Here is a 12,771-nt window from a genome sequence, read left to right as displayed (position 1 = left end):
GCCGCTTGCCCGGTCAGCCTTCATGGCTACAATCGGGCCGCACACATCGGGGAGTCTCATGGCGCGCATTCTGATCGTCGACGATTCGCCGTCACAATTGATGGGCATCCGCCGCATCATCGAGAAGCTCGGACACGCGGCCCTGACTGCGGAGGACGGTGCTGCCGGCGTCGAACTCGCGCAACGCGAGCTGCCCGACCTGATCCTGATGGACGTGGTGATGCCGAACCTCAACGGGTTCCAGGCCACGCGTTCGATCACACGCGACCCACGCACGGCGAAGATCCCGGTCGTGTTGGTAACGACCAAGGATCAGGACACCGATCGCGTCTGGGGCCTGCGTCAGGGCGCCAAGGCCTATCTCACCAAGCCGTTCAGCGAAGCCGATCTGGCCAAGGTCATCGCCGAACTGATCGCCTGATGCTCCGTCTTCCTTCCCTGCGCGGAGAAGGAAGGCATCAATCGCCGCGCCAATCCTGCGCGAACGCTTCGGCCAGTTGGCGATAGGCCTCGCGTTGTCCGTCATTGCTCGGCTTGGGCGCTTCCACTTCCAGTTCCACGATCTGATCTCCGGCAGCCGCGCCACCGCTCCCGGGCAGGCCACGGCCACGCAGGCGCAGCTTGCGGCCGGCTTCCGAATCCGCGGGGATCTTCAGCTCGACCTGGCCACCCAGCGTCGGAACATGGATCGTCGCGCCCAACGCGGCTTCCCACGGCGCCACCGACAGCGTGTAGATGATGTTGCGCCCATCCACCTCGAACTGCGGATGCGCGGCGTATTCGATTTCCAGCAACAGATCGCCTTGCTCTCCCTGCCCTGCGAGCCGAATCAGCTGCCCCGGCCGGATGCCTTTGGGAATGCGCACATCCAGCGCTTTGTTGTTGACGCTGATGCGCACGCTCGAACCGGCGTGGACCGCCTCTAGCGGCACCGCCAGCTTCGCGCGCGTATGCCCGCGCGGCGGCGGCCGATGCGCGCCGTGCGCCGCGCCGAAGCCACCGCGACCGAACAGGCCTTCGAAGAAATCACTGAATCCCGGGCCGGCGCCACCGGCGCCACTGGCGAAGATTTCATCGAAATCGTAGCCCCCGCCATTGCCGAAACCACCCGGCGCCGACTGCACCTCATCGCCCGGCCGGTAGCCGCGCGAACGCAGCTGATCGTAGGCGGCGCGCTTCTGCGGATCGCGCAGCGCTTCGTAAGCCTCATTGACGGCCTTGAACCGCTCCTCGGCGCCCGCTTCCTTGCTGACGTCAGGATGGTATTTGCGCGCCAGCCTGCGATAGGCGGTCTTGATCTCCGCCTCGCCCGCGTTCGGCTCCACGCCCAGCGTCTGATAATAGTCTTTGAATTGCATGCCAGCCCTCAAACGCTCAACCCGCGGCTGTCCGACCGCGGGTTGAGGATATACCCAGTCTTCCCGAAAACCGCCACCCGGCGATTCCCGGCTAGTGCGGATCCCGCCGCGACTCCGCGCATCCATGCGCGGGTCTCCCGCATCGCGTGATTACTGCACGGTCGGCGAGCCGACCTGGATGCGACGCGGCGCCGTCTCCGGCTTCTTGGGAATGACGATCTCCAGTACGCCATTGTGGCCGCTGGCGGAAATACCTTCGGCATCCGCGCTCTCGGGCAGTGCGAAGCGACGGTGGAAACTGCCGTGACGACGCTCGATTCGCGAATAGCGTCCGCTCTCGGCGGCGGCGCCCTCGACCACGCTCTCGACGCTGCGCTCGCCCTTGATCGACAGGATGTTCTTATCCATCTGGATCTCGATGTTCTGCGGATCGATGCCCGGCAGGTCGGCGCGGATGACGAAACGTTCGGCTTCTTCCTTGATGTCGACGCTGGGCGTCCACTGCGCATGCGCGGCGGAGTCGCTGTCGAGGAAACGGTCGAACGCGTACTTGATTTCATTGTGCAGGGCGGCCTGCCCCGGCCACTGGCGATAACGGACGATGCTCATGATGATTGCTCCAATTCTGGTCAGATCGAAATGTTCTGTTTTGCCGGCGACCGGTCGCCGCCATAGCTGCAGAATTGGTATCGCCACGGCGATTTCAACGGCCTTGACATCTCTCTACTCCGCCCCGAATACACTTTGTTCACCTCAGAGCGGGACTTTCCCATGACCATTCAGATCGGCGACCGCATTCCGGAAGTCAAATTGCAGCGCATCGGCGAAGGCGTCGAGATCGTCGATACCCCCACGCTTTTCAGCGGGAAGAAGGTTGTCCTGTTCGCCGTCCCCGGCGCGTTCACGCCGACCTGCTCCGAGCGCCATCTGCCCGGCTACATCGAGCATTTCGACAGCTTCCGCGGCAAGGGCATCGAAGTGGCCTGCATGTCGGTGAACGATCCCTTCGTCATGCAGGCCTGGGGGCGCAGCCAGAACACACAGGAAGGCCTGATGATGCTGGCCGACGGCAATGGCGAATTCGCACGCGCGCTCGGGCTGGAAATGGATGCCAGCGCCTACGGCATGGGCACGCGATCCAAGCGCTTCTCGCTGTACGCGGAAGATGGCGTCGTAAAAGTGCTCAATGTCGAAGCGCCTGGCGAATTCCGTGTGTCGTCGGCGGAGCACATGCTCGAACAGCTCGCCTGAGCCTCGGCGCCGTCTCGCCTGAGCCTCGACGTCGTCATCCCGGCGAAAGCCGGAATCCAGCGTTTTCTTCGGTTACAAAAGAGCTGGATCCCGGCTTTCGCCGGGATGACGACGGCGAGAAACTTCGAGAGTTTCCTAGTTCAGCACACGAAATTTCACACTGTTCCACGCGCCGCTATCCGCAAGCGCGGTCAAGGTGTGCGTACCTGTCTCGGAAAAATCACGCACCAGCGGTCTCGCGCCTTCGGTCTCGCCGATCCAGCGCCCGTCCAGCAGCCACTGCACTCGCGCGCCGGCCCCCAACGCTCGCAGCGACAGCCGTACCGGATGCACGCTGCCTGGCGAACGTGCCAACGTCGCATTGTCGTTGACGCCTTCGATGCGCAATTCCTCCACGGCATCGCGGCCATCGGCCATGCAGTCGGCGGCGAGCGGCGGCAAGCGCGAGGCCTGCCGCATCGCCGCCGTCAGCCAGGGTGACGCCAGAGCGGGCCAGCGTGCGATTTCGCGCGATTCGCGCTCGTGCGGCAGCGAGCATGCGGCCGACAGGCGTTCGCCGCTGATCGCATCCACGTCGAAGCGTTCGATGCCCGCGCTCCACAGGCGCGCACCGCGCTCGGCGAAAGTGGGCGGCACGGTGCCGTTCAATATCCATGCCTCCATGCGGCGCTGGCAGAGTCGTGGCGATTGCGCATCCGCGCTGGCACCCGATGGCCAGCAGATGTCCGACTTGGTCACGCTTGCGGGTGGTGGGCGCTGCACATTGTCACCACGCAGGCGTGGCAGGCTGTCGACGGTTTCAAACAACAGCGGCAGTGCCGTGACGGCGCCGTACTGCCCCGGCAACGGCGTGCCGTCAGGACGCCCGACCCACACGCCGACCGTATAACGCCGCGTGCCACCGAGTGCCCAGGCATCACGGAAACCATAGCTGGTGCCGGTTTTCCAGGCCACGCGCGGGCGATTGCCGCGATCGAACGTGTCCTCGCGCTCGCCAGGGCGAGGATTGGCTTCAAGCATCGTCCGCACGACCCAGGCGGCACCGGGCGACAGCAGACGCCGATCGATCTTCGGGTCTCGCGGCGTGTAGCGCACGCGTCCGGCAACGCCGTCACGATTGAAAGCGGCATATGCGCCGACCAGATCTTCAAGCCGCGCGCCGATGCCACCCAGGATCAACGACAGATTCGGCGTCGCGCCGCGCGGATATTTCAGGGAAATACCGGCATTGTCCAAACGGGCGGAAAAACGCGCCGGGCCGACACGATCGAGTAGATCCACGGCGGGAATGTTCAACGACAACCGCAACGCCTCCGCCGCGCCAACCGGTCCGTTGAACGCGGTATCGAAATTGCCCGGGCGATAGCCGCCGAAGGATTGCGGCGCATCCACCAGCAGGCTTTCGGAATGGATCAGACCATCGTCAAGCGCCAGTCCATACAGGAACGGCTTGAGCGTGGAGCCGGGCGAACGCCAGGCCTGCACCATATCGACGTGGCCCAGGCGCGCCTTGTCGCCGAATGTCACCGAACCGACATAGGCACGCGCCTCAAGGCTAGCGTTGTCCACCACCAGCAACGCCGCGGACGTGCGTGGCGGCAGGTTGGAGAAATAACTGGCGACGCGTTCTTCGAGCGTGCGCTGCAATCCCGGATCGATCGTGGAAACGATGCGATCGGCCTTGCCATGCGCCGAACGCAATCGCTGTGCGAGCAGCGCCGCCGACAAAGGCGCCTGCAATTGCCGCGACACGACCGGTTCGATCTTGGCATCTTCGACCTCTGCCCTGCTCCACACGCCGAGCTTGGCCATGCGATCGAGCACCTTGTCGCGCGCAATGCGTGCCGCTTCCGGTTCGCGATCCGGCCGCCAGCGACTCGGCGCCTGCGGCAGCACCACCAGCAGCGCGGCTTCGGCATGGGACAGCTTCGAGGCCGGCTTGCCGAGGTAGGCCCAACTTGCTGCTTCGACGCCTTCGATCGTGCCACCAAACGGCGCGCGTTCCAGGTACAGATCGAGGATCTCGCGTTTCGAAAGATGCGCTTCCAGCTGCAACGCGCGCAACATTTGTCTCAGCTTCCGCCATGGCGACCGCGTACCACCGGGTCCATCGAGGATGCGTGCGACCTGCATCGTCAACGTTGATCCACCGGAGACGATGCGGCCACTGCGCAGCCATTGCCCACCCGCGCGCAGGAGCGCCACTGGATTGATGCCAAGATGCCGCCAGAACCAGCGATCTTCGTAGTTCAGCAACACCTGCAGATACAGCGGCGACACCTGCCGTGATGTCGTGGGATAGCGCCAGACGCCTTCGGCATCGGCGAACGCCCGCAATGGCGTGCCATCGCGGGCGACCACGAGAACGCTCGTATCGCGACTCTTGGGCAACGGCGGCGGGAAGGCAAGATCAAGTACCAGCAAGGACAGCAGGCATGCGATCGTTCCCCAGCGCAGCCACCACAGCAGTGGGCGGCCGGCGATGGCGCGTCGAAGCCGGTCGATCACGGCCATGGGCGGGACCTTCTCCTGCATCGCAAGTCGCTAGTTGGACGCAACGCTTTCCCGCGTCGCGCGCCGCAGCGCGGCACGCGCTAGCAGGCGCGTGGAGTCGAGCGTCGGCAACGGAGAATTCCCGTCGTCGAGGATCAAGGGAATCTCCGTGCATCCCAGCACCACGCCGTCGCAACCCGCCTGCCGCATGCGCGTGATGACCTGCTGGAAATAGGCGATCGATTGCGGCTTGAAAAGACCGTACACCAATTCGTCCATGATGATCCGGCCGATCTCATCGCGCTCTTCTGGGTTCGGACGCAGATATTCCAATCCGCGCGCGACCAGCTTCTCCGGATAGACCTCGCTGTCGACCAACCACCTCGTCCCGGTCAATCCCAAACGTTTGAACCCACGCGCGACAGCCTCGTCGGCGACGACATCGGCGATGTGCAGCCACGGCAAGGGCGATCTGGCGAGGATCCCCGGCAGCGCCGCATGGATGGTGTTGTCGGGGCAGATCAGGAAATCGGCGCCGATGCCCGCCAGTCGCGCCGCCGAGCCCAGCATGAGCTCGCCCACTCCATCCCAATCGCCTCGATCCAGGCACGCTACGTATTCGGCGAGCGAAGGCGTGTGCATCGATACTTCCGGATGCGCATGCGGACCGAGCAGCGCCGCGCCCTCCGCACAGATCGTGCGATAGCAGAGCGCGGCACCTTCCGCGGAACAGGCGACAATGCCGATATGCAGGGGCATGGGCTTCTCGTCTACGGCTGTATCACGGTAATCGTCGCCGGCGTCGACTTGCCCACGCCACGCAATTGCGGCCGGTACATGTCCTCCACCAGCGGCGGTGGCACGGTGTATGTTCCCGGCGTCACCGCGCGCGCCAGGTAGAACACGCGCGCCTTGCCGCCGGCCGACAGTTTGAGCGCGGCGATGTAGCGGTCATCGCGATACTCCTCGTGCTGCACGTCGGCCACACTGGCGCGATCGGTGATCTCGATGCCATTGACGACGACGCCCGCCCACTGCTTCTCATCGCTCAGATTGAAGTTCTCGATCTCCAGCCCCGCGGGCAGCAAGTCGGTGATCAGCGCATCCGGCATGCTGGTGTCGGCGGTGATGGTGAGGCCGACGATCAGGGCTTCGCCTTCCTTCAGTGGCTTCGGCGTCCATTCCTTGCCGTCGGTGCCGTACCACTTGCGTTCGACCTTGATCTGGCTGAAATCGGGCTCGGGCGCATTGCGCGGAACGCCCGCGATCTCCAGGCTGGCATACAGCGGCGGCGCCCCTTTCGGATCGAAACGCACGCCCTGGGCCAGCGTGTCGTAATCGAACGAGCGACCGACGATCTTGGCGGCCGGCACGGACTCATCGTTGCCACCGACATGCCAATTGCCCTCGACGCGCTTGTCCTGCGACGCCATCAGCGCCTTGCCAAGCCGGGCCAATGCCACCTGCTCCTGCGTGCTCAGGTAGAGCCAGCCGTTCTTGCGACGCACGTCGAGTTCGCGGCCAAGATCGACCGCTCGTGCGTCATACTCGGGCTTGGCATAACCGCGTTCGTGAGTGAGCGCGATCATCAGCGCTGTGTCGCGCAGCGGACTGCCGTAATCGTCAAGATAACCAGGACGATCGCCCTTGAAGTTGAAGCCTTCCGCGATTGCCTTCAGCCCGCGCGCCTTGTCGCCCTGCAACGCCAGCGCGAGACCGAGATGGACCAGCGGTAAGCCGGTGAGCGTGCGCTTGCGTTCGTTGTCGTAGAGCGCGCGCAGCGTTCCGAGCGGTGCGCGGTTCACGCGCGCCAGCGCGTAGCCGGCATGTGCCTGGTAGGCGAACTTGAGATGCTCGCGGTTGTCCCGGCCGTAGAACTCGTTGCCGCCGGCCAGCAGATCCTCGTTGAGACGCTGCAGGGCTTTTTGCAGCACGGTCTCCGGCACCTGGAAACCACCCTCGCGCGCATCGAGCAGGAACTCGACGATGTACGGCGTGAGGCCCGGACTGACGTAGCCGTCGTCGCCCCACATCGAGAAGTGCCCGGAGCTGACCTGCATCGAGGCGAGCCGGCCAAGCGCGCCCTCCATGCGGGCGCGGCGCTTGGCGGCGTCCAGCCCAGTCACGCCGAGCATCTTCGCCGTATCGGGATCGAGTTCCAGTGCCGCGTAACCCTTGCTGGTGGTTTGCTCGGAACAGCCGTAGGGATAATCCAGGGCGCCCTGCAGCGCACTCGCGAAAGGAATCGGCGGCAATGCGCTCACGGTCATGCGCGCGTTCACCGAGCCCGGCATCAGGCCATCGGCGAAACCGGCGTCCAGCGAAACGGCGGCCAATGCATCCAGCACCTGCGTGCGGGCGCGCAAGACGCTGGGCCATGCCGGACGCACCGGCAAATCGTAGCGGCGATCGACCTTGAACCCGTTGCCCTCCACGCGCACACGCACGTTGGCGGTGCTGTAGCCCTCCTTCGCCGAGACCGGGAAGCTGAGCGTGGCCTTCGCTTCCTTGTCGATCTTGGCACTGCGCGCACCTTCGCCAATCGTCACAGGGCCGATGCCATCCACCTGCACCTTGAACTCGCCGGCCTTGCCGGTGAAGTTGGTGAGATCGAGCGTGACCGTGCTGCGATCGCCCGGCGCCAGGATGCGCGGCATGCTCGCTTCGGCCACGATCGGCGCGCGCACGACGGTTTCCAGATCGCGATTGCCGTATTGATCGCCGGAGAACACCAGCGCTGAAACGCGCAGCGTGCCGTTGAAATCGGGAACCGGCAGCTTCACGCGCACGTTGCCCTTGGCGTCCAGCTTCACCGGCCCAGAGAACAGGTCGACGGTCTGCACGCGCGCGGTCGGGCGTTTCGCCTGCGGCAAGGCATTGAGCGCCATGTCGCCGCCGAAACGCAGCTTGGCGATGCTGCCTTCGAAACTTTCGATCACGCGGCCGTAGATGTCGTAAGCGTCGACGCCGAGGCGGCGCTGGGCGAAGAAATGCTTGTTGGCGTCCGGCACCGGGAAGCGGGTGATATTGAGGATGCCGACGTCGACCGCCGACACGGTGGCGTAGGCTTCCTTGCCAGCCAGCGCGGGCGCGCTGATGGTCACCGCGATCGGTTGCTCGGGCCGCATCTGCTTCGGCGCAACCAGTCCGACGGCGACGCGACGCGCGCGACGGTCCATCGGCACCCAGGCCACACCAACCGCGCGCGCCGGTGTGATCTTGCTCGGCACGCTGCCGCCACGGAACACGAGCGCGGTGACGTAAACGTCGTGCTGCTCCCACTCCTTCGTCACCGGAATTTCAAACGTCTCGCCCTTGGCGCCGACGTCAATGTCCTGCACGTAGAGCAGCTTGTCGCTTTCCACGAGCAATACGCCACGGCCGGCGTGCGGCGGCGTGATCGTGGCCTTGAGCGTATCGCCGGTCTTGTAGCCGGTCTTGTCCAGCGACAATTTGACCTTGTCCGGCCGCGCGTCGAGGCCGCGGTTTTCGTCGTCCCAGCTCCAGCCCGCGCGGAAGGGATAACGCGTGGTGAGCCTGGTGGCGGGATCGAATACTTCGACGCGGTACTCGCCCCACTCCACCGGGAAATCGAAATGCGCGGCGGTGGCGCCGGCATCGATCGTCTTGACCTCGACGTTCTCGAAGCGGCGGGTGAAGTCGTACTTCCAGCCGTCGTCGGCGTCGTAGTTCCAGTGATAGTCGCGATGCTCGCGCACCAGCGTCACCTTCAGGCCACTCGCCGGCCGCGGCTTGGCGTCGCTGCCGACGCGCATCAACTCGAAACGCGCGGTGCTGTTGGCGTCGCTGCCGTCCTTGTCGTCGAACAGCGGACGCACGCCGACCAGGGCATCGGCCGGCCACAGCACGCGCTTGAGCGAGCGATTGACACTGCGGCCGCCGGTTTCGAACAGGCTGCCGGACAGCACGGCCGCGATCGGCGTGACCGGCTTGGCCTCGTCGGGCAGCGCGATGTCCTGCGAGAGCCTGCCCTGCGCATCGAGCTTGTCGTCGATGACGTCCTTGGCGTCCTTCGGCAGTTCGACGGTAGGATCGCCGAAGAAATAGCCGGGCAACTGCTCCAGCGGATGCTGCTCCACCGCGACTGCGAGCTTCGCCGTGAACCGGTTCTGCGCTGCGGGCGCGCCGTAGAGATAGGCGCCGATCGCCTGCAGACGCAGCGGCTGGCCAGGCTTGAGCACGGCATCGGAGGATTCCAGATCGAGCTTCATACGCTCAGGCAGGAATTCCTCGATGCGCAGCGTCATGCCCTGCACCGCTTCCTTGCTCGCCGGATCTGTGCGGAATTCGATCTGCCAGCGGCCCGTCGGCGCATCGACCGGAATGGCCTTCTCGAACTTGAAGTATCCGAGCGCGCCCGGCTCGATACGGCTGTCGAGGAAGGTCTTGCCATCCGGCTGTTTCAGGCGCACGAACAACGGCTGCGCCTTGTTGCCCTTCGCCGCCACCGGCTTGCCGTCGTTGTCGCGAAACAGCGCGGAGACACGCACGGTTTCGCCGGGGCGATAAAGATCGCGGCCCGACCACGCGAAGACGTCGAACCAGGCCGACTCGCGACCACTGACGGCGAACTCGGACAAATCCAGCGCCGGCTGGTTGAACGGCAGGAACGACACATCCTTGCCGCGCGTGGCGATCAGCACGTGCCCGGATTGCAGCGTGTAGTCGAGCAGCGCGTTGCCGTTGCCGTCGGTGCGACCCTTGAGGAAGGTTTCGCCCTGCGGATCGAGGATGCGCAGTTCCGCGCTGCCGATCGCACTGCCGTCCTGCAGCGAGGCCGTGTGCACGTAAAGCTTGTCCTTGTAGGCGCGCGCGTGCAGGCCGACGTCGCTGACGGTGAAGAACGCCGTGTCGTATTCGTTCTTGAACTGGCCGGGCCGCCGCATCACGGCGAAATACAGGCCGGGCTCCTGAAGTTCGGAGATGTCCTGTATCGGCAGATACGTCAGCACGCGCTCGTTGCGCTTGCCGCCGAGCACGAAACGATTGGTGTAGACCGACTTGGCCAGCTTCGACAGCGGCTTGTACTGCTTGCCGTCGCCATCGTCGTAATCGCGTTCCAGGTCCCAGCCGTCGCGGCGACCGCCGCGCTGGTACTGGCTGAAGAACTGCGGCAGCGACTTCTCGTCCAGGCGCAGGAATTCGACGTCGATCTCGTCGACGTTCACCGAGACCACCGGCAGCCCGCGCGATTCCTTCGCCGGCAGCACACTGCCCTGCGAGGCGAATCCGACCGCCGGATCAAGTTCGCCGGTGAAGACCTTCTCCTCGATCTGCTTGCCGAGCTTGCTGCCGTCGGCGGCAGTGAGATCGCCGGAGATGCGCAGCGTGTAGGTCTTGTTCGCCTCCACGTATGGGAAGCGCAGCACCTTGCCGTCCTTGTCGAGCGACCAGCTGCTCTTGTCGCCGACCGGTTCGGCGAAAGTGATCAGCTTGTCGAAATCCTGCGTGCCGACCAGAGGACGCGAGAATTCCAGGGCGATGGCGAGCGAATCGCGATCCTGGTCCGGATAGGCGCGCACGAGCGCGAATCCCTTGACCTCCTCGCGCTTGGCCTGGACGGCCTCGCCAGTGACCGCGGGCAGCTGTCCCTGCTCGCCGCGCTTGCACGCCGGCAGCCACAGCAGGGCCAACGACAACATCGCCACCGCAACCCCGCGCGCGGCGCGCATGGCGCCGCCCTCACGCGTCCACATCGTCATGTGCATCTCCTTAGGTTGCACGCGAGTATAGACCGCGTGGACGCAGTGCTGCGTTCACGAAAGGGCGGCGGCGAATGCGTGGGATTCAGGAAGAAATGTTTACCGCGAATGGCGCCGGTGACGTTCCTGTTCCTGCTCCTGCGTCCGCTCGTGGTGCTGCTCCTGGCGCACGTCGTGGCGCCGTTCCAGCTCCTGCGTCTGGACTTGTTTCTGCACCTGCGTCTGCCCCTGGCGTTGCACTTCCATCTGCTTCTCGTGATCCAGTTGCAGCGTGCTCTTCTCCAGCGGTTGCACGCCGGCCTGCTTGAGGTCCATGCGGAGCCGGTGCGTCTCCTCATCCGGCCCGCGCTGAATCGCGATGACGCTGCCGCTGGCGGCGTCGAGCCTGACGTGATCGATCTTCTGCACGCCTTGCAGCTTGGCCTCCAGCACCAGCGCGGCCGCGGCGTTGCGGCGCTCCTCGGCGTTGGCGAAGGTTTTCGGATCGAGTTTTTCCAGACCGTCCAGCGCCTGCCGGTACAAGCCGTGATCCGGATGGTCGGGATTGGAGACCAGCGGCTGCCGTTCGGCCATGTGCAGCGCGGCGATCGTCTGTGGGCCGGCCACGCCGTTCGCTTCCAGGCCATGCACGCGCTGGAAGGATTCGAGCGCTTCACGCGTGCGATCCCCGAACACGCCGTCGACGCGCAAGGGCGCGCCCTGGCCATCGTGATAGCCGAACACATGCAGCAATCCCTGCACTTCACGCACGCCCGGGCCCCGGTCACCGCTCTCGACGATGCGCTGTTGCTGCAAGGCGGCGATCGCCACCGCGATCGGGATCGCGGCCTTGGCCGAGGGCGGTAGCGTGAGGCCAGACCGGCGCAGGCGCTTGGTCATGCCCGGGAACATGTCCGGCGCGATCAGGCCGGCCTCGATGTCGGCCAGGTAGCGCCACAGCTGTTCGGATTCCAGCTCCATGCGGACGTGATCGGGCTGCGTCTTCACGTTGCCGGGGCCGGCGCCCCATTGCCGCCCCAGCGGCTGGCCGTATTCGACGTGTTCGCCCTCTTGCACCGCGAAGCTGCGCGGGTCCATGTGCATCACCCGGCCGAGCAGGCGCCCGTCGGTGCCGGGCGAGTCATACAGCTCGACGGTGCCGTGATCGCCGGTGCGATGGGCATAGCCATCCACCGGCGAGGGCACGAAGACCGCGCCGGGCCCGTCTTGGGCCAGCACGAAGCTTTTTCGGGTCCATGCCTCGCTGCCGCCGCTGTCGGCGGGTGCGCCGGAAGTGGTGTCGTCTGTCTCGTCCTGTTGCGCCTGGAGAGTTTCCAGGATCCTGTACTTGCTCATCGCACCTGCTCATCGCCCGGATGGCGACAGCCATGCTGCCGCCGTCCGCCCGCGCGATCAACCCCCGGCCCGCGCCGGACCGCGTTACTTGCCGGATTTACGAGACTTGCCCGACTTCTTGCCGGACTTCGCAGGCTTGTCGGCGTTGACCGGGCTGCCGGTCTGCTGCCAGCTGATCCGCAGCTTGCCGCCGCTGAAAGCGGCCTGTGCACCCTTGCCGCTGACTTTGGCGTTGTCGAGATCCACGCGCAGTTCGACCGGCGTCCCCTGCAGCGGCAGCACGCGCGGGCTCTGATACGTGCGCGCCTGCACCTGCGAGGCGTACACCTGCGATGCATCCGCGCCGATCAGGTTCGGCGCATTCGCGGTCAGCGGACGGCGCACCACTTCCAGGCTCCAGCCCGAACCGCCCTCCTTGCGGATCGCCAGCATCAGATCGGGCGTGATGTCGCGCATGTACAGCGTGCGCGCATCGGTCAGATCGATGGCGATCCAGTTCTCGCCCTGTTCGTAGGCCTGCGCCAGCGGCGCCGCCATCCAGCCCGCCAGCGCGAGCAATGCCCCCATCAGGTACTTCATGTAACCCCCTTCCGTTTTAGACCAGCTTTTGG

Annotated in this window: 9 protein-coding genes; 2 read left to right on the top strand and 7 right to left on the bottom strand. The window is 65.3% G+C overall.

The window, feature by feature from the left end; genetic code table 11:
- Positions 1-58 precede the first annotated feature (58 nt).
- Positions 59-421 (top strand): response regulator, encoded by a 363-nt coding sequence (locus AC1RNP_RS06265; RefSeq protein ID WP_226468412.1) that lies wholly within the window; start codon positions 59-61, stop codon positions 419-421.
- A gap of 37 nt (positions 422-458) precedes the next feature.
- On the opposite strand, the gene AC1RNP_RS06260 is transcribed toward AC1RNP_RS06265, so the two are convergent.
- Together AC1RNP_RS06260 and AC1RNP_RS06255 are read right to left on the bottom strand one after the other, a co-directional pair.
- On the bottom strand, positions 459-1,358 hold the full coding sequence (locus tag AC1RNP_RS06260; RefSeq protein ID WP_493050402.1) for a DnaJ C-terminal domain-containing protein: 900 nt from the start codon (positions 1,356-1,358) through the stop codon (positions 459-461).
- A 150-nt stretch (positions 1,359-1,508) separates the two neighbouring features.
- On the bottom strand, positions 1,509-1,967 hold the full coding sequence (locus tag AC1RNP_RS06255; protein WP_493050401.1) for an Hsp20/alpha crystallin family protein: 459 nt from the start codon (positions 1,965-1,967) through the stop codon (positions 1,509-1,511).
- 162 nt (positions 1,968-2,129) lie between these two features.
- On the opposite strand from AC1RNP_RS06255, the gene AC1RNP_RS06250 reads away from it, so the two are divergent.
- Positions 2,130-2,609, top strand: coding sequence for a peroxiredoxin (locus AC1RNP_RS06250; protein ID WP_493050400.1), 480 nt, complete (start codon positions 2,130-2,132; stop codon positions 2,607-2,609).
- Positions 2,610-2,744: 135 nt separating this feature from the next.
- On the opposite strand, the gene pbpC is transcribed toward AC1RNP_RS06250, so the two are convergent.
- From pbpC to AC1RNP_RS06225, 5 genes are all read right to left on the bottom strand, one after another.
- The gene (pbpC, locus tag AC1RNP_RS06245; RefSeq protein WP_493050399.1) at positions 2,745-5,123 is read right to left on the bottom strand and encodes a penicillin-binding protein 1C; all 2,379 of its coding nucleotides are present in this window, start codon (positions 5,121-5,123) and stop codon (positions 2,745-2,747) included.
- 30 nt (positions 5,124-5,153) lie between these two features.
- Positions 5,154-5,861 (bottom strand): aspartate/glutamate racemase family protein, encoded by a 708-nt coding sequence (locus AC1RNP_RS06240; protein WP_493050398.1) that lies wholly within the window; start codon positions 5,859-5,861, stop codon positions 5,154-5,156.
- An 11-nt stretch (positions 5,862-5,872) separates the two neighbouring features.
- Positions 5,873-10,795: an alpha-2-macroglobulin family protein gene (locus AC1RNP_RS06235; RefSeq protein ID WP_493050671.1), complete on the bottom strand. Its 4,923-nt coding sequence runs from the start codon at positions 10,793-10,795 to the stop codon at positions 5,873-5,875.
- Positions 10,796-10,924: 129 nt separating this feature from the next.
- Complete coding sequence (locus tag AC1RNP_RS06230) at positions 10,925-12,160, bottom strand: XVIPCD domain-containing protein (RefSeq protein WP_493050397.1); 1,236 nt, start codon at positions 12,158-12,160, stop codon at positions 10,925-10,927.
- Positions 12,161-12,244: 84 nt separating this feature from the next.
- Complete coding sequence (locus AC1RNP_RS06225) at positions 12,245-12,739, bottom strand: hypothetical protein (RefSeq protein ID WP_493050396.1); 495 nt, start codon at positions 12,737-12,739, stop codon at positions 12,245-12,247.
- Between the last annotated feature and the right edge of the window lie 32 nt (positions 12,740-12,771).

The sequence above is a fragment of the Luteimonas sp. GW821-FHT14E02 genome, from assembly GCF_058803905.1.
The sequence above is the reverse complement of the archived record's forward strand: the minus strand, read 5'-3'. Positions and strand labels throughout refer to the sequence as shown.